At 58.6% G+C, this 19,458-nt stretch carries 22 protein-coding genes and 1 pseudogene; 12 read left to right on the top strand and 11 right to left on the bottom strand.

Going from position 1 to position 19,458, the window contains the following annotated elements; translation table 11 throughout:
- Both AO277_RS18955 and AO277_RS18965 read left to right on the top strand, forming a co-directional pair.
- Nucleotides 1-95: pseudogene (locus tag AO277_RS18955) on the top strand (IS5/IS1182 family transposase); the annotation flags it as partial.
- Between the two features lie 1,086 nt (nt 96-1,181).
- Complete coding sequence (locus AO277_RS18965) at nt 1,182-1,610, top strand: PA0061/PA0062 family lipoprotein (protein WP_002551354.1); 429 nt, start codon at nt 1,182-1,184, stop codon at nt 1,608-1,610.
- Here the strand turns inward: AO277_RS18965 and AO277_RS18970 are convergent, their stop codons facing one another.
- Together AO277_RS18970 and AO277_RS18975 are read right to left on the bottom strand one after the other, a co-directional pair.
- A complete protein-coding gene (locus tag AO277_RS18970; protein ID WP_011167298.1) occupies nt 1,611-1,844 on the bottom strand; it encodes a DUF1161 domain-containing protein in 234 nt (77 codons plus the stop codon).
- Between the two features lie 118 nt (nt 1,845-1,962).
- Nucleotides 1,963-2,394, bottom strand: a complete 432-nt coding sequence (locus tag AO277_RS18975; protein ID WP_044318619.1) for an OsmC family protein — start codon at nt 2,392-2,394, stop codon at nt 1,963-1,965.
- 212 nt (nt 2,395-2,606) lie between these two features.
- Here AO277_RS18975 and AO277_RS18980 point away from each other — a divergent pair, with 212 nt between their 5' ends.
- The gene (locus AO277_RS18980; protein ID WP_044318620.1) at nt 2,607-3,608 is read left to right on the top strand and encodes an LLM class flavin-dependent oxidoreductase; all 1,002 of its coding nucleotides are present in this window, start codon (nt 2,607-2,609) and stop codon (nt 3,606-3,608) included.
- A 138-nt stretch (nt 3,609-3,746) separates the two neighbouring features.
- Here AO277_RS18980 and AO277_RS18985 read toward each other — a convergent pair whose 3' ends face one another.
- Both AO277_RS18985 and AO277_RS18990 read right to left on the bottom strand, forming a co-directional pair.
- Nucleotides 3,747-3,971: a DUF1161 domain-containing protein gene (locus AO277_RS18985; protein ID WP_002551351.1), complete on the bottom strand. Its 225-nt coding sequence runs from the start codon at nt 3,969-3,971 to the stop codon at nt 3,747-3,749.
- A 148-nt stretch (nt 3,972-4,119) separates the two neighbouring features.
- The gene (locus tag AO277_RS18990) at nt 4,120-4,335 is read right to left on the bottom strand and encodes a dodecin (protein WP_002551350.1); all 216 of its coding nucleotides are present in this window, start codon (nt 4,333-4,335) and stop codon (nt 4,120-4,122) included.
- 166 nt (nt 4,336-4,501) lie between these two features.
- Between AO277_RS18990 and AO277_RS18995 the strand changes: the two genes are divergently transcribed.
- Nucleotides 4,502-4,828, top strand: a complete 327-nt coding sequence (locus AO277_RS18995; protein ID WP_044318621.1) for an ElaB/YgaM/YqjD family protein — start codon at nt 4,502-4,504, stop codon at nt 4,826-4,828.
- Here the strand turns inward: AO277_RS18995 and AO277_RS19000 are convergent, their stop codons facing one another.
- On the bottom strand, nt 4,829-5,785 hold the full coding sequence (locus AO277_RS19000) for a LysR family transcriptional regulator (protein ID WP_044318622.1): 957 nt from the start codon (nt 5,783-5,785) through the stop codon (nt 4,829-4,831). It abuts the gene before it with no gap.
- Between the two features lie 79 nt (nt 5,786-5,864).
- Here AO277_RS19000 and trpB point away from each other — a divergent pair, with 79 nt between their 5' ends.
- The 3 genes from trpB (at nt 5,865) to AO277_RS19015 (ending at nt 8,559) form a co-directional block, all read left to right on the top strand.
- A complete protein-coding gene (gene trpB / locus AO277_RS19005; protein ID WP_002551347.1) occupies nt 5,865-7,094 on the top strand; it encodes a tryptophan synthase subunit beta in 1,230 nt (409 codons plus the stop codon).
- A complete protein-coding gene (gene trpA / locus AO277_RS19010; RefSeq protein ID WP_044318623.1) occupies nt 7,091-7,903 on the top strand; it encodes a tryptophan synthase subunit alpha in 813 nt (270 codons plus the stop codon). Before trpB ends, trpA begins: the two co-directional genes overlap by 4 nt.
- 125 nt (nt 7,904-8,028) lie before the next feature.
- Complete coding sequence (locus AO277_RS19015; RefSeq protein WP_005732764.1) at nt 8,029-8,559, top strand: anti-virulence regulator CigR family protein; 531 nt, start codon at nt 8,029-8,031, stop codon at nt 8,557-8,559.
- Nucleotides 8,560-8,743: 184 nt separating this feature from the next.
- On the opposite strand, the gene AO277_RS19025 is transcribed toward AO277_RS19015, so the two are convergent.
- From AO277_RS19025 to AO277_RS19035, 3 genes are all read right to left on the bottom strand, one after another.
- Nucleotides 8,744-9,568 (bottom strand): alpha/beta fold hydrolase, encoded by an 825-nt coding sequence (locus tag AO277_RS19025; RefSeq protein ID WP_002551345.1) that lies wholly within the window; start codon nt 9,566-9,568, stop codon nt 8,744-8,746.
- 213 nt (nt 9,569-9,781) lie between these two features.
- Entirely contained in the window at nt 9,782-10,114 is a 333-nt protein-coding gene (locus AO277_RS19030) for a DOPA 4,5-dioxygenase family protein (protein ID WP_002551344.1), read from the bottom strand.
- A gap of 36 nt (nt 10,115-10,150) precedes the next feature.
- A complete protein-coding gene (locus AO277_RS19035) occupies nt 10,151-11,101 on the bottom strand; it encodes a choline sulfate utilization transcriptional regulator (protein WP_002551343.1) in 951 nt (316 codons plus the stop codon).
- Nucleotides 11,102-11,215: 114 nt separating this feature from the next.
- Between AO277_RS19035 and betC the strand changes: the two genes are divergently transcribed.
- From betC to AO277_RS19055, 3 genes are all read left to right on the top strand, one after another.
- The gene (betC, locus tag AO277_RS19040) at nt 11,216-12,721 is read left to right on the top strand and encodes a choline-sulfatase (protein WP_011167293.1); all 1,506 of its coding nucleotides are present in this window, start codon (nt 11,216-11,218) and stop codon (nt 12,719-12,721) included.
- Between the two features lie 37 nt (nt 12,722-12,758).
- The gene (locus tag AO277_RS19045) at nt 12,759-13,685 is read left to right on the top strand and encodes a choline ABC transporter substrate-binding protein (RefSeq protein WP_044318624.1); all 927 of its coding nucleotides are present in this window, start codon (nt 12,759-12,761) and stop codon (nt 13,683-13,685) included.
- A gap of 176 nt (nt 13,686-13,861) precedes the next feature.
- A complete protein-coding gene (locus AO277_RS19055; protein ID WP_044318625.1) occupies nt 13,862-15,430 on the top strand; it encodes a SulP family inorganic anion transporter in 1,569 nt (522 codons plus the stop codon).
- A 96-nt stretch (nt 15,431-15,526) separates the two neighbouring features.
- Here the strand turns inward: AO277_RS19055 and aroE are convergent, their stop codons facing one another.
- On the bottom strand, nt 15,527-16,351 hold the full coding sequence (gene aroE, locus AO277_RS19060; RefSeq protein ID WP_005732758.1) for a shikimate dehydrogenase: 825 nt from the start codon (nt 16,349-16,351) through the stop codon (nt 15,527-15,529).
- A complete protein-coding gene (hemF, locus tag AO277_RS19065) occupies nt 16,351-17,265 on the bottom strand; it encodes an oxygen-dependent coproporphyrinogen oxidase (protein ID WP_044318626.1) in 915 nt (304 codons plus the stop codon). Before hemF ends, aroE begins: the two co-directional genes overlap by 1 nt.
- A 205-nt stretch (nt 17,266-17,470) precedes the next feature.
- Here hemF and AO277_RS19070 point away from each other — a divergent pair, with 205 nt between their 5' ends.
- Both AO277_RS19070 and AO277_RS19075 read left to right on the top strand, forming a co-directional pair.
- On the top strand, nt 17,471-17,782 hold the full coding sequence (locus tag AO277_RS19070) for a DUF3630 family protein (protein WP_236691231.1): 312 nt from the start codon (nt 17,471-17,473) through the stop codon (nt 17,780-17,782).
- 93 nt (nt 17,783-17,875) lie between these two features.
- The gene (locus AO277_RS19075; RefSeq protein WP_002551337.1) at nt 17,876-18,853 is read left to right on the top strand and encodes an NADPH:quinone reductase; all 978 of its coding nucleotides are present in this window, start codon (nt 17,876-17,878) and stop codon (nt 18,851-18,853) included.
- 19 nt (nt 18,854-18,872) lie between these two features.
- On the opposite strand, the gene tsaC is transcribed toward AO277_RS19075, so the two are convergent.
- Nucleotides 18,873-19,430 (bottom strand): L-threonylcarbamoyladenylate synthase type 1 TsaC, encoded by a 558-nt coding sequence (gene tsaC, locus AO277_RS19080; protein ID WP_004662860.1) that lies wholly within the window; start codon nt 19,428-19,430, stop codon nt 18,873-18,875.
- Between the last annotated feature and the right edge of the window lie 28 nt (nt 19,431-19,458).

The raw sequence follows: 19,458 nt of genomic DNA on the forward strand, positions 1-19,458 counted from the left end.
CTCGCTACGACAAGCTGGCCAAGAGCTACGCAGCCATGGTCACGCTGGCTTGTAGCCTACGTTGTATGCGGCAATACTTTTCGTACAAAACCTAGCGTCAGCCCCGACAGGAGGCGCTTTTCCTGACGTCCCGTTCATGGTGACCGCCACCTTCACATGGACATCGCTTGAGCTTGCCAGCGACTCGAATTCCGCAGCCCCGGACGCGCTTAATATGTCTTTCTTACCGGCAACGGCTGCTTTGAAAGTCTGCAGTTCAGTAGTCGTCGTTGTGCTGCACGTATAAGTAGCCACGAAGCGCGAGCCGAATTTCGCGGTGGCAACGAAGTAATCGCCATACGTGTCCCGAAAGCCAGCCGGGTTCGAGCTTGCCAACTCACTGGCCTGAGGGGTGAAGGCTGGCGCTGGACTCAGCGAGGCATAATCCGCGTCCGTCACGTCATAGAAAGCCAATATCGTCAACGAGGTTTCAGAGTACGTGACATTGGACAAATATGACGCGGATGCCGATGCACTGGCAGCACCTACATTGTATTCGCCCTGAGCTTCCGCTTTGAAAAGTCGGCTATAGTCGTCAGCGGTCGCAATCACTTCGTACTTCTGAACGGTGTTTTTAGCCCTACCAGGTTCTGGTGTAATGGGGCTAACTGCTTGTACAGCAAACGCACCGCTTTCGGCATTGATTCCCAAGCCGAAAGAATAGTCATTCCATGGCTGATCATTCAAAGTTCCCGCCAGATTGGTAACTAGCGACTCGCTTTTTTCACCCCGTTTACTCCACATTTTTCACATCCCTAATTTTTTTTTGATTGAGACAGTTTCTGCCATCAACAAAAGCTGTCTATTCCTTGACACATGCTTTGAGGTAACAAGGCACTTAATAAAAATGCACAATCGACAACCAGGAATCAAGAAAATTTTATAGGGCCTCAATAAAATTATTCTATCAATTGATTGTAGAAATCAAAATTCGCGACTGACTATTCAAGCGGGCTTATATAGCTGCACGCAAAGGTGCCAACGCATGAAGCTGATTCACACGCACTTTGAAATGCTATCTTTGTGTGCGAGCTTGCTCGCGAACGCTGATTTTCAGTCGAAGTATCTTAAGATGCCTGTCACGCTTATGGCAGGGCAGGCCTGCCGCCTTAAATCAACTCACACATCCCGGAACCGCCAAAATGCGCATCACAGCCCCGATAACCGCATTAGCCCTGACAGCTCTCTCCGGATGTGCAGGTCCCTTGCCTGCGGTCAGCCCGGACATGGCGTGGGTCGACATGCGCACCATCACCGGCCAGTTGATCATGGGCGACAAGCTGGATGGCGAGAACACCTACGACGGGCGCTATTTTCAGGTGACGCCGGGCAGCCATGAGTTACAGGTGCGTTATGACTATGAGTACCGGTCGGGCGGCATGGGGATGATCGGCGACGAGTACACCGAGATCACGTGTTACGTCAGTGTTCGTTACGACCACTTCGCTGCCGGGCAGCGTTATGTGCTGGAGGTACGCTCACTGGCGAACAGTGTCGACGCCTGGCTTTACGATGCAGAGCGCAAGGTGGTGGCCGAGGAGGAAGAAGAGGGCGGGGTGCACTGCATCTGATCAGCGACCGTTGAGCTGGTAGATGATTTTTTTCGTACCGTTGTCGCAGCTGCCGACGATCATGCTGGGATCGGAAGCCTCTTCGTTGCTAACAATTTCCAGCGTGTAGGACGTGACGTTGTTGGCCTGGATCTTGGCTTCGATTTCATCCTTGAGTTCTTCACAGGATTTCGGCGCCGCCAGGGCGCTGGTTGCCAGCAGGGTGCAGGTTACTGCCAGAATAAAACGTTTCATGCTCGACTCCTGATCAAAATCAAACCATGCGCCAATGAACGCATGACCGATGAAGCAAGTCAGCTTTATACAGGAGATGAAGGAGCGCACAAGGCGCTCCCGCAAAGCTCGCTGTGGATCAGCTCAACAACGTAGCATCCAGAGTGATCTTGGCGTTCAGCACCTTGGAAACCGGGCAGCCTTCTTTGGCTTGCTTGGTCAGTTCGTCGAACTTCTCCTGCGTTGCGCCTGGCACTTTGGCCTTTAGGGTCAAATGCACAGCGCTGATTTCAAAACCGCCTTCAATCTGGTTAAGCGTCACGTCAGCCTGAGTGTCGATGCTCTCAGCAGTAAGGCCTGCACCGCCCAGAATCATGGACAATGCCATCGAGAAGCAGCCTGCGTGGGCCGCGCCGATCAATTCTTCAGGGTTGGTGCCTTTACCGCCTTCAAAACGAGCCTTGAAGCCGTAAGGCGCTTCTTTCAACACGCCGGTTTCCGTGGAAATGCTGCCGATACCGTTTTTCAGATCACATTCCCAGTGGGCGGATGCTTTCTTGACGATGCTCATGGTGGCTCCTTCTTGGGATGAATTTGGATCAATGCTGTTACAAGGTTCTGAGGATAGACGGCTCTGGAAAGTTCAACCGTCGGAAAGACCAAGCGTTTTAGTAGGTTTTTATCCGCCTGCCATTGAAAAGCCAGACTTGCGCCCGCACTGCTGTTTCATCGTGGGCAGCTCTAGCAGCCAGCCCATCACAATTCGAGGAGCTACCCCGGCCTATGAAACGTCTGGCAGATGTAAAAATTTCCACCCTTGATCTGGTGCCGGTGCGCCACGACAAAGGGCCCGCCGATTCCCTGCGCAACTCGCTCAACCTTGCCCAGCATGTTGAAAAGCTGGGTTACAACCGCTTCTGGGTGGCCGAGCACCACAACATGGACGGCATCGCCAGTTCAGCGACCTCGGTGCTGCTCGCCTACCTGGCAGGCGGCACGTCGACCATTCGTGTCGGGGCTGGTGGGATCATGCTGCCCAACCATGCACCGCTGGTGGTTGCCGAGCAGTTCGGCACGCTGGCCAGCCTGTATCCCGGTCGGATTGATCTGGGGCTGGGTCGCGCGCCGGGTTCCGATCAGATGACCGCTCGCGCCTTGCGCCGCGAACGCTCCGGCAGCGCCGAAGATTTTCCGGATGACGTCACCGAGCTGATGGAATATCTGGGGCCGCGTACGCCTGATCAAAAAGTGATCGCTGTTCCGGGCTCAGACACCAATGTGCCGATCTGGCTGCTGGGCTCGAGCCTGTTCAGCGCCCAGCTGGCAGGCATGCGTGGATTGCCGTATGCCTTCGCGTCGCATTTTGCGCCGCGTTACATGCATGAGGCGATTCGTGTATATCGCAATCACTTTCAGCCATCGGCCGTGCTCGACAAACCCTACGTGATGCTCGGCGTTCCGCTGTCGGCAGCCGATACTGACGAACAGGCCGAATACCTCGCGACATCTGTTTACCAGCGCATCCTGGCGCTGATGCGCGGGCACAGTCTGATGCAGCGCCCGCCAGTCGAGTCCATGGACGGCCTGTGGCTGCCGCACGAGCGTGAAGCGGTGGCAAGCTTCCTGGGGCTGGCGATGGTGGGTGGCCCGGACAAGATCCGCGCCAAACTGGATGCGCTGCTTGAACAGACCGATGCCGATGAACTGATCTTCACGTGCGACATGTATGAGCACGAGGACAGGCTGCGGTCCTACGAGATTCTGGCGCAGGTCGCACAAGGCTGATAGCAACCTTTCGGGTCACAACGCGGGCTTCAAAAACAGCATCGCCCCGGACTGGATGACAGTCCGGGGCGATGCTGTTCGTGAAACCTGCAAACGGGATTAGCCGGCGAACCGACCTGAGTCAGGCCCGGCTGGCAATCAACCGCGCTGGTAAACGACTTCCTTGGTGCCGCCTTCGCAGGTGCCGACGACTTGCTTGTCGGACGCGCTGCCTTTCTCGACCACTTCCAGCGTGTAGGACGTTACGCCCTTCGCCTGGAGTCTGGCGTCGATTTCACTTTTCAACTCTTCACATGGCTTGCCTGCCGCGAGGGCAGTGCCTGCAATGCTCAGCAAGCCTACAGCCAACAAAAACTTCTTCATGGGTAATCCCTCTCGTCCGGCCAAATGAAGACGCCATCGGAACAGGCGCCCATTGAAAACCCCCACGCCCACACATCAACCGTGTGGCCATATCTGAGTGTGTAGCGCAGGTTATGGCAATCGGCCAGCCGAAAGGTTCAGAAGGGCATCAGCTATTGGTAATGCGGAAGCCGACTTTCAAGGTGACCTGGAAATGCGCGACTTTGCCGTTTTCGATATGGCCGCGGGTTTCGGTCACCTCAAACCATTCCATCAGGTCGAGGCTTTTGCTGGCTTCGGCCAGGGCGTTGTTGATGGCGTCTTCGATAGTGGTAGTGGAAGAGCCTACGATTTCAACTTTTTTGTACGTGTGATGATCGGTCATGGCAGTTCTCCTGAAGGTCTGGAAAAGACGCGATATAGACCGCGCTCCCTGCTTCTGTCAGGAGAACGCGCGCAAAAGTTCAGCGCTTTGCAAAAATCCCATCGCACTTTCCAAAAAGCCCGGAGTCGGAAACAACACGCCCACTCATCATTGCAGGAGAAACACCATGGCTACTACGTCACTTCGCAAAGCCTCGTTGCAGAGTATGGAAGCTGAGATCGAGAGCCTCCTGAAGTCCCTCGAGGGCCTGAAAGCCGACGCTACCGACGAGTCGCGCAAGACACTGAAAAATCTGAAAGCCAACGCTGAAAGCGCACTGAGCCATTCGCGCAGCCTGCTCAGCGATGTCTACGAAGACGTTAAAGAGAAAACCCGCGAAATTGCACTGGCAACTCGTGACTATGCTCAGGAGCACCCTTGGACCACCGCTGGTGTTGCGGTAGGTGCCATTGGCCTGATCACTGCCTACATGCTGTTCAAGCGCGGTAACTGATCAGATTCTGATCGGGTCCTCAGACCGCTTCAGCTCATTTTTCAACCACTGAGCAAGTTGTCGCGCCCGTCCATCGGCCGCACGTCTGGGTACCCAAAGCGCCAGCTGCGCCGGGGTTTCGCTGAAACCCCATGGCGCAGCCAGGCGACCGGCTTTAAGGTCATCGATGACCAAAGGCTCCGGTGCAATCGCAATGCCCAGGCCCGCCACAGCCGCCTCCAGCAAATAATACAAATGCTCGAAACCCTGCCCGTAACGTAATGATCGCGGATCGATGCCGTTGTGCTGCGCCCAGCTTGGCCAGGCTTGCGGACGTGAGGTAGTTTGCAACAGTGACTCTATGAGCAGCGCTGCGGCGGGTGCATCGCGCAGACTTTCGAATCGCGCGAAGCGTGGGCTCAAGACCGGCCCTATTCGTTCGCTCGCCAGTTCGAAAACCTGCATGTCTGCAGGCCACGGCGGCTCGGCGAATACCAGCAATGCGTCCAGACCGGGCCGGCGCGGATCAAGGTCGCCTTCACCTGCCGACAGGTGCAGGCGCAGGTCTGGCAACTCGGCATTAAGACGGCTCAAACGCGGTATGAACCAGCGCGCCAGCAGGCTGCCGGAACATCCCAACACGAATGGCGCGTCTGCGCTGCCCTTGCTCAGTTCGACACATACGCCGCGCAATCGATCGAATGCTTCGCCACTCACATCGCGTAACCGAATGCCTGCATCTGTGAGTTTCAAGCCTCGTCCGTCCTTGCTGAACAGGCTTACACCCAAGTGCTCTTCAAGCACTTTCAATTGGCGACTGACAGCACCGTGCGTCACGTTCAGCTGTTCGGCGGCCTGACTGACGCTGCCAAGTCGGGCGGTGCTTTCGAAGGCACGCAGGGCGTTGAGGGGAGGAAGGTCGCGGCTCATGATCTGTGAGTTTTCCTGACAGGTTGCAGCGATCTTATCGGTTTTCATCGAGCCGTGCGCTGGTTAAAGTGGACCCATTGCCGATCCGGCTCAATTCATTCGCCCAACACTGCAACTGGAGCACTTCATGACCCAGACCAACTTCCGCAGCGGCCCCGACGCCAACGGCCTGTTCGGCTCATTCGGCGGCCGCTACGTGGCTGAAACCCTGATGCCGCTGGTGCTAGACCTCAACCGCGAGTACGAAGCCGCCAAGGCCGACCCGGAGTTCGCCAAGGAAATGGCCTACTTCCAGCGCGATTACGTGGGCCGTCCAAACCCGCTGTACTTCGCCGAGCGCCTGACCGAATTCTGTGGCGGCGCGAAGATCTACTTCAAGCGCGAAGAGCTGAACCACACCGGCGCGCACAAGATCAACAACTGCATCGGCCAGGTATTGCTGGCCAAGCGCATGGGCAAAAAACGCCTGATTGCGGAAACCGGCGCGGGCATGCACGGCGTTGCTACCGCTACCGTCGCGGCGCGCTTTGGCTTGCCTTGCGTGATCTACATGGGCGCGACCGACATCGAGCGTCAGCAGGCCAACGTGTTCCGCATGAAGCTGCTGGGCGCTGAAATCGTACCAGTCACTTCCGGCACCGGCACCCTGAAAGATGCGATGAACGAAGCCCTGCGTGACTGGGTGACCAACGTCGATGACACCTTCTACCTGATCGGCACTGTGGCAGGTCCGCATCCGTATCCGGCAATGGTGCGTGATTTCCAGGCCATCATCGGCAAGGAAACCAAAGAGCAGATGCAGGAGAAGGAAGGTCGTCTGCCGGACAGCCTGATCGCCTGCGTGGGCGGCGGCTCCAACGCCATGGGCCTGTTCCATCCGTTCCTCGATGACGCCAGCGTAGAAATCATCGGCGTTGAAGCGGGCGGTCACGGCGTGGATACCGACAAGCACGCGGCCAGCCTCAATGGCGGCGTACCGGGCGTGCTGCACGGCAACCGTACCTACCTGCTCCAGGATGGCGACGGGCAGATCACTGACGCGCATTCGATCTCTGCTGGCCTGGACTACCCGGGTATCGGCCCTGAGCACGCCTTCCTGCACGAAGTGAAACGCGTCGAGTACGTCAGCATCACCGATGACGAAGCGCTGGATGCCTTCCATCAATGCTGCCTGCTCGAAGGCATCATCCCGGCACTGGAAACCGCTCACGCACTGGCCGAAGCCATGAAGCGGGCAACCAACCTGCGCGACGACCACCTGATGGTCGTGTGCCTGTCCGGGCGCGGTGACAAAGACATGCAAACCGTCATGAACCATATGGCAGCCGCCGAAAAAACTCAGGAGAAGCTGGTATGAGCCGTCTCGAACAACGTTTCGCCCAGCTGAAAACCGAAGGTCGTGCGGCGCTGGTCACTTTCATCACCGCCGGCGACCCAGGCTACGACACCTCGCTGCAAGTCCTGAAGGGCCTGCCTGCTGCGGGTGCTGACGTGATCGAGTTGGGCATGCCGTTCACTGATCCGATGGCAGACGGTGTGGCGATTCAGCTCGCTACGCTACGCGCTCTGGACGCGGGCCAGACCCTGCAGAAAACCCTGCAGATGGTCAGCGAATTCCGTGTGAACGATCAGACCACGCCGATTGTGCTGATGGGTTACTACAACCCGATCCACCGCTTTGGCGTCGAAGCCTTCGTGGCGCAGGCAAAAGAAGCGGGCGTCGACGGTCTGATCATCGTTGACCTGCCTCCTGAGCACGACGCTGAACTGGCAACGCCTGCACAGGCATCCGGTATCGACTTCATCCGCATGACCACGCCAACCACCGACGATGCGCGCTTGCCGCGTGTGTTGGAGCGCAGCTCCGGGTTTGTCTACTACGTTTCGGTTGCCGGTGTAACTGGTGCTGGCTCGGCGACCACCGAGCACGTTACTGAAGCCATCGCACGCCTGCGTCGCCACACCAGCCTACCGATCAGCGTCGGTTTCGGTATCCGCACACCCGAGCAGGCAGCGGCCATTGCTCGCCTGGCAGACGGCGTTGTAGTGGGCTCGGCGTTCGTCGATAAGATCGCCACTGCCGAGTCGCCTGAAAAGGCAATCGATGGCGTGTTGACTCTGTGCGCCGCATTGGCCGAAGGTGTACGTAACGCACGCATCGGCTGAGGGTAAAGTTTCTGATACAAAGGAATCAAAGCGCTATCAGCGGTTCTATGTAGCACGACACAAGGGGTTCATGACCAATGTCATGAACCCCTTTTTGCTGCATTGAGTGAAGCTGAGGAAGCACCATGAAACTGCCAAACCGTTTTATCACCGGGCTGGGTATCTTGATGATCAGCGCCAGCCCGCTACTGCAAGCGGCGCCGCCTGACCAGCGCGGTGATGGCCCGGACGACAACCGCGGCGGCCAGCAGCAGGGACCGCAGAACAACGGCGGGCATAACGAGCGTGGCAATGACCGTGGACCGGGCAACGATAACGGCAGGGGTCCAGACAAGAGCCCGTCCAGTCAGCCAGGCAGACAGGCCCACCAGGACAACCGCGGCGGCAACCGCCCGCCGCAGGATTTCGGCCCGGTACGCGAGACCTTCCAGCAGCACCGCGACGTCATCGGCCGAGGCCAGCCGCTGCCACCTGGTGTACACATCGCCAAAGGCCGTCCGTTGCCACCTGGTTACGGTAAACGCCTGGACAGCCGCTCGCTGCAATACCTGCCACATTATGACGGCTACGAATGGCGACGCCTGGGCACCGACGTCGTACTGATCGCCGTGGGTTCGGGAATTGTTTACGCGATTCTGGATGGTGTGTTGAATTGATGGTCTGCTGACGCCCTTGAATACGCGGTGACACACAGACTTGTGACGCGGAGCGTCATGAACGGCATTCCCACGCTGGAGCGTGCGGAACGATAATCCAACTATCGTGCGACGCTCCGCGTCGCATGCCGTTCTGGACGCTCCGCGTCCGATCTTGAGGTCCCAGCAAAGAAACCAGCCCGCCTCAACCCTGCTGCTGATTAACCCGCGCCAAAAACGTCATCAGCGCCCCTGACACAAAATCCGGGTTTTCCAGATTGGCGATATGACCCGCTTCAGGCACCAGCACGTAAGAGCAGCCAATCAGGCTGGCCATCTCACGGGTTTCTTCAGGCGGACGCGGGATGTCAGCATCGCCACACATCACCAGCGTGGTGTCTGCATTCAGTTGCTCTATCAACCCAAGCCGATCGTCACGACCAAAGATCATTCGCCCCAGAGGCACTACAGTCTGGCGCAACTGCTCTGCATTCATACCCGCCAATGCGGAGCGGAACGCCTGATACACCGGCGACTGCGGGTCAATGCCAGGCCGGAAGAAGATCGGCACCACAATGTCCAACAGCGGCTCAGGAAAGGCACCGGCCTCTTCCAGCTTGTCGAGCAACGAGAAATAGTAGGCTTTCTTGGCTTCCGACTCTTTGCCCAGATAAGTGTCCATCAGCACCAGCCCGGTAATGCGCTCTGGCGCGAGCAGCGCAGCAATCGCACCCCACATGCCGCCCACCGACAGCCCGACGATGCTGCAACGCTCGATATTCAAATGATCCAGCAGCGCCAGCGCATGGCGGGCGAGATCATCGAGATTGCGGGTGCCTTCCGGAAAACCGCTGGAATCCCCATGCCCCCAAAGGTCCGGCACAATCACCCGATACCGGCTGGCCAGCGTGTCGATCTGCGCACTCCACATCGCCTTGTCCCAAAGGTAACTGTGACCGAGCAAGACAACCGGCCCGGTGCCTTGGTCAGCGTAGTGAAGGGTCTTACCGTCGATGAGTAGATCCGGCATTTCTGATGATCCTCTGTCTGGTCTTTCAGCATTCATTTCAGGCAGCCCGTGAAAGGCGGCTTATCGATGTTGACGCGTATGCATGACCATTTTGTTGAAATTTGCGCTGCAACGGACCGATTGGTCATTTTTCAGCGGAGCTATCTTACACCGATCTTTTCGACGAGGAATGCGCTTGTAACCACTGAAGGAAAACGGCCGAGAAGCTGGCTATCAGCCACCCAGAGCGCCCAGATTCAAAGGCCGAACCGCGCCCATCCAGATGGCATGGTCGGTATGGTCGCGCAGCTCATCGCCCGTCAACGGATGCAGAAACACGACCAGCCCATCGCGATTCAACGCGAGCCATAAAGTGACGTCAGCCAACTGCTCATGCCCGAACGCCAACTGGCAACTCCAGTCCGGATGCGGCCCAACCAGCTTTTGGTGAACGCGGCCCATCTGCAGCGCAAATTTCTCGGTCGCGGCTTCGCACAGGGCTCGGGCCTGGTTCAGGGTTTGGGCGTTGAAATAGATATGGGCGTGGTAGCCGTGGGTGTCTTGCATATATGAGTCCTTCCTGACCAAAAAATGAACGCCTGCTTACACCGCAATCGACGGCAACGGCCTGCCCGCCAGCGAAACCCCGCTCAACGCCTGCTCACTCGCCAGCCAGTCCATGAACTGCTGGACGATCTGCACGCGCCGTTTGCGCTGGGGCAAAACCACGTAATAGCCTTGGCCGGAAATGGCGGCTCCGGCGATGGGGCGGCAGAGCAGGCCTTGATCGAGGAGGTCGTCGACCAGGTGTTTCCAACCGATGGCGATGCCTTGTCCGCCAATCGCAGCCTGGATGAGCAGGGTGTAGTTGTCGAAACGCAGCTGGCCGGGGGTAGGGGCCTGGGGGATGTCGAGGGCGCGGAATACGCCTGCCCAGTCGAACCAGTTGTTGCTGCTTTCGCCGCGCAGGTGCAAGAGCGGAAAGTCGCGCAGTGCCTCGTTGGGCAGCGGCGTCTGGCGACCCGTGATCAGTTGCGGGCTGCACACTGGAAAGACTTCTTCGCTGAACAGCCAATGGCTTTCGCCTTGCTTGAAGCGTCCGTCGCCGAACAGTACGGCAACGTCGATATCTGCGCGTAACATGCTGTGGGTACGCTCGCTGGTGACCAGGCTGACATCCACGTCCGGGTTGACCTTGTGGAAACGGTGCAGACGCGGCATCAGCCAGTAGGCGGCGAAGGCAAAGTCGGTCGCCACTTGAAGCACTTCGTGCTGGTGCTGTTCGGTGATCGCTATCAGTCCGCTGTCGATGGATTGCAGGCCAGCCTGCACATGGCTGAACAATATTTCGCCGGCTTCAGTAAGCTCGATGCCGCGATAGATCCGGTCAAACAGGCGGGTGGCCAGCTGTTCTTCAAGGCGCTTGATCTGCTGGCTGACGGCAGGCTGAGTAGTGCCCAGTTCGATAGCCGCCGCAGTGAAGCTGCGCAAGCGAGCCGCGACTTCAAAGGCACGCAGCAGATCAAGGGACATGTCGCCAAAAGCTTCAAACATAAGCGGTGCTTATCCTAGGCATTGCTGCGCATGGGCTTTACCATCAAACACGACGACTTCATCCTCGTACCCGGCACTTTCGCATAAATTTTCACAATGAGATGCAGCGATTACATGAAGCGCAAAAATATTCTGTTCATCATGGCCGATCAAATGGCCGCGCCAATGTTGCCGTTTTACTCCCGGTCTCCAATCCTGATGCCGAATCTGAGCCGCCTTGCTGCCGACGGCGTGGTGTTCGATTCAGCGTATTGCAACAGCCCTCTGTGCGCACCATCGCGTTTCACACTGGTCAGCGGTCAGCTGCCAAGCAAGATCGGCGCGTACGACAACGCAGCCGATTTCCCCGCTGATATTCCAACCTACGCTCACTATCTGCGTGCGCTGGGCTACAAGACCGCTCTGGCAGGCAAGATGCATTTCTGTGGGCCGGATCAACTGCATGGTTACGAAGAGCGCCTGACCAGTGACATTTACCCGGCCGACTATGGCTGGTCGGTCAACTGGGACGAGCCGGACGTGCGTCCGAGCTGGTATCACAACATGTCCTCAGTGTTGCAGGCCGGCCCGTGCATTCGTACCAACCAGCTGGATTTCGATGAAGAAGTGCTGTTCAAGTCCCAGCAGTATCTGTACGACTACGTACGCCAGGACGGTGATGCGCCTTTCTGCCTGACCGTTTCCATGACTCATCCTCATGATCCGTACACCATTCCCAAGCCGTTCTGGGACCTGTACGCCGACGAAGAGATCCCGATGCCGCCGCCGCACGCCAATCAGGCCGCGCTGGACCCGCATTCGCAACGGCTGCTCAAGGTCTATGACCTGTGGGACAAGCCCATGCCGACCGACAAGATTCGTGATGCGCGCCGCGCCTACTTTGGCGCGTGCAGCTACATCGACCTCAACGTCGGCAAGCTGATGCAGACGCTGGATGAAGTCGGGCTGGCGGAAGACACCATCGTGGTGTTCTCCGGCGATCACGGCGACATGCTGGGCGAGAAGGGCCTCTGGTACAAAATGCACTGGTTCGAAATGGCCGCCCGCGTGCCGTTGGTGGTGTATTCGCCGGGCCAGTTCAAGCCAGGGCGGGTCAGTGCGTCGGTGTCGACTGCCGACTTGCTGCCGACCTTCGTCGAAATGGCCAACGGCAAACTGGACGCCGGGTTGCCACTGGACGGACGCTCGCTGATGCCGCACCTGAAACGCAAGGGCGGGCACGATGAGGTGTTCGGCGAGTACATGGCCGAAGGCACGACCAGCCCGTTGATGATGATCCGTCGCGGCGCTTACAAATTCATCTATTCGGAGCAGGACCCGTGCCTGCTCTTCGATGTGAAGAAGGACCCGAAAGAGCAGAAGGATCTGAGCCAGTCACCCGCCCATGAAAAGCTGTTCAATGACTTCCTGGCTGAAGCTCGAGCCAAGTGGGATATCCCGGCGATACACCAACAGGTGCTCGCCAGCCAGCGCAGAAGGCGCTTCGTCGCCAAATCGCTGGCAACCGGCAAGCTGAAGAGTTGGGATCACCAGCCACTGGTCGACGCCAGTCAGCAGTACATGCGCAACCACATTGATCTGGACGATCTGGAGCGTAAGGCACGTTTTCCGCAACCTTGACCCTGCCCACACCAAAAAAATCAAAAGGGGTACATCAATGAAGAAGTTATCCACAGCCGTTGCGGTCGCGGTCATGACGTTCGGCAGCCTTGCGGCGCAGGCAGAGGACGCAAGTTGCAGCACCGTGAAAATGGCCGATCCGGGCTGGAGTGACATTGGGGCCACCAATGCTATCGCCAGCGTGGTGCTTGAAGGTCTGGGCTACAAGGCCAAGGTCGACACCCTGGCCGTGCCGATTGCCTATGGCGGCCTGAAAGACGGCAAGCTGGATGTTTTTCTGGGTAACTGGATGCCGGCGCAGCAGGGCTTTTACGACAAGTTCGTGGCGACCGGCGATGTAACGCAATTGGCCAGGAACCTTGAAGGCACCGAGTTCACCCTGGCCGTGCCGGACTATGTGTGGGACGCCGGCGTGCATGATTTTGCCGACCTGAATAAATTCGCTGACAAGTTCGACCAGAAGATCTATGGCATTGGCTCTGGCGCACCTGCCAACCTGTCGCTGCAGGAGATCATCAAGAAGAATGAATTCGATCTGGGCAAATGGAAGCTGGTCGAGTCGAGCGAGACGGCGATGCTCGCCGAGGTCAATCGCAACGTAAAGCGCAAGGCGTTTGTGGTCTTCCTCGGCTGGACCCCGCATCCGATGAACGTGCAGATCAAAGGTATGCATTACCTCAAGGGCGGCGAGAAATACTTTGGCGATACCGGCTCGGTCTTCACCCTGACTCGCAAGGGTTATGCGCAAGCCTGTCCGAACGTCGGCAAGCTGCTGACCAATCTGAGCTTCACCCTGGACATGGAAAACAGCATCATGGCCGAAGTGGCGAACAGCAAGGTCAGCAACAGCGCAGCGGCAAAGGCCTGGATAAAAGCCAATCCGGCGGTGCTGGACAAGTGGCTGGAGGGCGTGAAGACGTTTGATGGCAAGGATGGGCTGGCGGCGGTGAAAGCCAGGTTGTAGGCGTAAGGTCTTGAGCACGCGGCGTGGCGCAGATCTGTGACGCGGGGCGTCACCCAAGGCATCCCCACGCTGGAGCGTGAGGAACGATAGGTGTCCAACTATCGTGCCCATGCTCCGCGTGGGTATGCCGTTCTGGACGCTCTGCGTCCTCTACGTTCAATTCACTCGAGGGACCGATGCGCTGGCTCAATCGCCATAAAATTCTACCGTTTCTAGCCTGGCTGCCGCAGCAGAGTCGCGCCAGCGTCGGGCGTGATGCGCTGGTGGGCTTGAGCGGTGCCATTCTGGCCCTGCCGCAGTCCATCGCTTACGCACTGATCGCCGGGCTGCCTCCGGAGTACGGTCTGTACGCCGCCATTGTTCCCGTTCTGATCGCCTGTCTGTGGGGCTCGTCCTGGCACCTCATCTGTGGGCCGACCGCGGCTATTTCCATCGTGCTGTATGCCAGTGTCAGTCCGCTCGCCGTTCCGGCCAGTCAGGACTACATAATGTTGATCCTGCTGCTGACGTTCATCGCCGGTGTATTCCAGCTATTGCTTGGGATGATGCGCTTCGGTGCGCTGGTGAATTTCGTTTCGCACTCGGTGGTGCTCGGTTTCACACTGGGCGCTGCAATAGTCATTGCACTCGGGCAGATGCCCAATCTGCTTGGCATTGACCTGCCGAGTCAGACCACCGCCCTTAGAAGTCTGACCGCCGTGTTAGAACATCGTGGAGAGGTCGATCTACCTTCACTGACACTGGGTCTGTTGACCCTGGCGCTGGGCATCGGGCTCAAACTCCTGGTGCCCCGCTGGCCAACCTTATTGATTGCATTGGTATCGAGCAGCCTGTTGGTGTGGCTGTGGCCGGCGATGTTCGGCCATGTCCGTGTGGTCAGTGCCTTCGTTGGCCATCTACCGCCTTTCAGCCCGCTACCGCTGGACCTTGAGCTGATCCTCAAGCTGCTGCCGACAGCAGTGGCGGTGGGCATGCTGGGGCTGGTCAACAGCCTGTCGATTGCCCGCTCGCTGTCGGCACGTTCGCAGCAGATGCTCAACGCCAATCAGGAAGTCCGTGCGCAAGGTTTGTCGAATATGGTCGGCTCGCTGTTTTCCGGCTACCTCTCAGCGGGCTCGTTCACCCGTGCGGCGCTGAGTTACGAGGCGGGTGCGCGTTCGCCGTTGGCCGGCGTTTTTTCGGCGCTATGGGTGGCATTGTTCGCGGTCGCCGGAGCCTCGTTGATCTCGCACATTCCAATCCCGGCCATGGCCGCCTCGATCCTGCTGATCTGCTGGGGCCTGGTGGATCGTCGTGGCATTCGCGCACTGTTCCGTGTCAGCCGCGCCGAGTTTTTCGTGATGGCGCTGACCTGTCTGGCCACCCTGCTGCTGGAGCTGCAAACCGCGATTTATGCCGGTGTGCTGGCCTCGCTGTTCTTCTACCTCAAACGCACCTCACAACCGCGCGTGCAGCAATGGCGCGAAGGCGATGAGGATGTGCTGCGGGTCGGCGGCTCAATCTTTTTCGGTGCCAGCCACTACCTGCAAACCCGCCTGCAACGCACTGAAGGGCTGCGTGTGGTAATCGATGCGCAGCAGATCAACTTCATCGATTACTCAGGCGTGGAAATGCTTCATCAGGAAGCGAGACGTCTGGGCCGTCAGGGGCGATTACTGATCCTGCGCAATGCCAGGCCGCAAGTGATCGAGGAATTGAACAAGCTGGAAGGGCCGCAGAACTGCCCGATTCTGTTTGAGGATTGAGCCATAACTCATCGTCCTGACGCTCCGCGTCGCAAGAGGACGCGGAGCGTCCAGAACGGCATGCCAACGCGGAGCATTGGCACGATAGTCTCTCGGTCAACCAGCCGCCAGCAGCCTGCGCAACTCGGCCAGTACCGGAGCCGAGTCCGGCCGCACGCCGCGCCATAGCAGGAAAGCTTCTGCCGCCTGCTCCACCAGCATACCCAAGCCATCAACCGACTGTGCCGCACCCTGTTCAGTGGCCCAGTGGCAAAAGGCGGTGGGCTCTTTGCTGTACATCATGTCGTAGCAGAAGGTCGCACCGGGCTGGATAAGACTCGGGGAAATCGGTGGCAGCTCTCCGGCCAGACTGGCAGAGGTGGCATTGATGATCACATCCACCGGTTCTTCAAGCCAATCGAAGCTGCTGGCAAACACAGGGCCAAGATCCGCAAATTCCTGAGCCAGTCGTTCGGCTTTTTCAACGGTGCGATTGGCAATCACCAGCACTGCGGGTTGCTCCGCCAGCAACGGCTCCAGCGCGCCACGAACAGCACCACCCGCACCCAGCAACAGAATGCGCTGACCACGCAGGCTGCGCCCGCAATTGACTGTCAGGTCGCGCACCAGCCCGGCACCGTCGGTGTTGTCACCCAGCAGCGTACCGTCATCGAGCTTGCTCAAGGTGTTCACGGCTCCCGCACGCTGCCCGCGCTCGGTCAGGCTATCAGCGAGGCGATAGGCTTCTTCCTTGAACGGCACAGTCACGTTGGCACCACGTCCGGTCTGGAAAAACGCCTGGGCAAATGCGGTGAAATCATCCAAAGGTGCCAGCGACGTCTGGTAATCCAGCGCCTGCCCGGTTTGCTCGGCGAACAGGCGATGAATCAACGGCGACTTGCTGTGGCCAATGGGGTTACCGAAGACGACGTAACGGTCCATCAGTTGTCCGCCAGCCAGTCGCGATCAGTCATGAAGTATTCGGTCAGACGCGCCTCTTCACTGCCCGGAGCGGCTTTCCAGTCATAACCCCAGCGCACTTGCGGCGGCAGCGACATGAGGATCGATTCGGTACGGCCACCCGATTGCAGACCGAACAGCGTGCCGCGGTCGTACACCAGGTTGAACTCGACGTAGCGCCCCCGACGGAATTCCTGAAATTCGCGCTGCTGCACCGTGTAGGCCGCAGCCTTACGACGACGCACGATCGGCAGGTAGGCATTGATAAACGCATCACCGATGGCGCGGATGAAGGCAAAGCTGGTATCGAAATCCCACTGGTTCACGTCATCGAAAAACAGACCACCGATACCGCGTGGCTCATCACGATGCTTGAGGTGGAAGTAACTGTCGCACCACGCCTTGTAGCGCGGGTAGACATCGTCGCCGAACGGCGCACAGGCGCGTTCGGCCACCCGGTGCCAGTGTACGCAGTCTTCCTCGACGCCATAGTAGGGCGTCAAATCGAAACCACCACCAAACCACCAGACCGGCTCCTCGCCTTCTTTCTCGGCAATGAAGAACCGCACATTGGCGTGGGACGTCGGCACATGCGGGTTGTGCGGGTGAATCACCAGCGACACGCCCAGCGCCTCGAAACCACGCCCGGCCAGCTCAGGCCGATGGGCGCTGGCCGACGGAGGCAGGTTGCTGCCGAAAACATGAGAAAAATTGACACCACCTTTCTCGATGACCGCGCCATTCTCGATCACCCGCGTGCGACCACCGCCGCCCGCCGGACGCGTCCAGGCATCTTCCACAAAGTGTGCGTTGCCATCTTCCTGCTCGAGCGCGGTGCAGATCCGGTCTTGCAGGTCGAGCAGGTAGGCTTTTACGGCCTCGGTACGGGTACTCATGAGGATCCCTTACGGCTGACGTCAAACGGCTGAGCCTCCGCAGCAAAAGAGGCGCAGGCAAATTGGCGCGTAGCATACCATCGGCAGCGCGGGCTGGCAGTTGACGAAGGCCGGGGGAAGGAGTCCGATAGGTGCTTTCGCAGTTTGTATTACTTGGAAAACTGCCTGATTAATCGAACTCCTACTTACGCGAGGAGAACCTGACGTGAAGGCCGTCTGCAATGTCGAAGAGCTGGCTATCGAAAAAATGCGCTCCGGCAATTCATGCCTCAATCTTTCAGCGGAAGTCGATCGGGAGGATTTCCCTCGCTATGCTGACTTCGTTCTAGGCCTGCTGGGAGGCATCGTTACGTCAAAGTCCTACGCTGTGGATGTACGCGTCTGGGACGTGCAGATAAAAGGCGAAGCCTTTTTCCTGTCCTATGAGGACTTTCCGTCGATGGTGAGCCTGGAATCAAAAAGCACCAACGGTGATGCGCTGATCGAAGGCTTTCTGCTTGTCCTTCCCCAGAGATGAAAACCAGATAGGGCTTCATTTTTGCGACTGCGCAGCGTGCTACCTTTGTCTGCCTGATGCATAAGATATTAGTCACCATCAAGGAGAGAGCACATGGCAAAGCGTATCCAGTTCAGCACTGTCGGAGGACCCGAGGTTCTTGAATATGTCGATTTCGAGCCAGAGGCTCCGGGGCCGCAGGCGGTGGTTGTGCGCAACAAGGCCATTGGCCTGAATTTCATTGATACCTATTACCGTAGCGGGCTGTATCCAGCGCCTGAGTTGCCTTCAGGGCTCGGTGCTGAAGGGGCGGGTGTGGTCGAGGCGGTGGGTGATGAGGTGACGCGCTTCAAGGTCGGTGATCGTGTCGCCTATGGCACCGGGCCTCTGGGTGCGTACAGCGACGTGCATGTGCTGCCTGAGGCGAATCTGGTGAAGCTGGCGGACTCGGTCAGTTTCGAGCAGGCCGCTGCGTTGATGCTCAAGGGCCTGACCGTGCAATACCTGCTGCGCCAGACCTATCAGGTGAAGCCGGGCGAGATCATTCTGTTTCATGCGGCGGCTGGTGGTGTCGGCTCGTTGGCCTGTCAGTGGGCCAAGGCATTGGGCGCGAAACTGATCGGCACGGTCAGTTCACCGGAGAAGGCCGCTCACGCCAAGGCGCTGGGTGCCTGGGAAACCATCGACTACAGCCACGAAGACGTCGCCAAACGTGTGCTGGAACTCACCGACGGCAAGAAGTGCCCGGTGGTCTACGACGGCGTGGGACAGGACACCTGGCTGACCTCGCTCGACAGCGTGGCACCACGCGGGCTGGTGGTGAGCTTCGGCAATGCGTCAGGGCCGGTCTCAGGCGTGAATCTGGGGATTCTGGCGCAAAAGGGCTCGGTGTATGTCACCCGCCCGACACTGGGCACCTACGCGAACAATGCGCAGAACCTGCAGGCCATGGCTGACGAGCTGTTCGACATGCTCGCCAGCGGCAAACTCAAGGTCGACAACATTCAGCAGTACGCGTTGAAGGACGCCGCCAAGGCGCAAACCGAGCTGTCCGCTCGGCGCACCACTGGCTCGACCATTCTGATTCCCTGAGCCAGCGCTCGCGCCAGCGTCAGCCAGCGCGCATGACCTGGCCGGTTGCGATATCACGGATCACGCTGGGGTTTCGGCGGCCGCCCAGGCTGCCGCCCAGCACACCGTCGATCTGACCCCGGAAGTACTGCTCGACGCGCAGCCGCGAACGGGCAGCCGGACGACCTGCCGGGTTGGCCGATGTGGAAATCAACGGGCCGACCAACGCGCACAGTTCGCGCACCGTAGGGTGGTCGGTGACGCGTAGCGCCACGGTTTCATGAATGCCGGTGATCCACTCGGGCAGCAGGTTCTGATGCGGCACCAGCCAGGTATTGGGCCCCGGCCAGGTGCTGGCCATTCGGTCGAGCCACAATTGGGGGAAGTCTTCGAACAGAAAGTCGAACTGGCGAATGTTGTCGGCGATCAGGATCAGGCCTTTTTCCACTGGCCGTGACTTGATCGCCAGCAAACGATAAACCGCTTCTTCATCCCATGGATCACACCCTAGGCCCCAGACTGCCTCGGTCGGGTAAGCAATCACCGCACCGGCTCGAATATCCTGAGCGGCTTGTTGCACACGCCAACTGCTGACCATTGTTTGTCTCTCCGCTAAATCCTGACGG

It is taken from the genome of Pseudomonas amygdali (assembly GCF_002699855.1).
Taxonomy (GTDB): Bacteria; Pseudomonadota; Gammaproteobacteria; order Pseudomonadales; family Pseudomonadaceae; genus Aquipseudomonas; species Aquipseudomonas amygdali.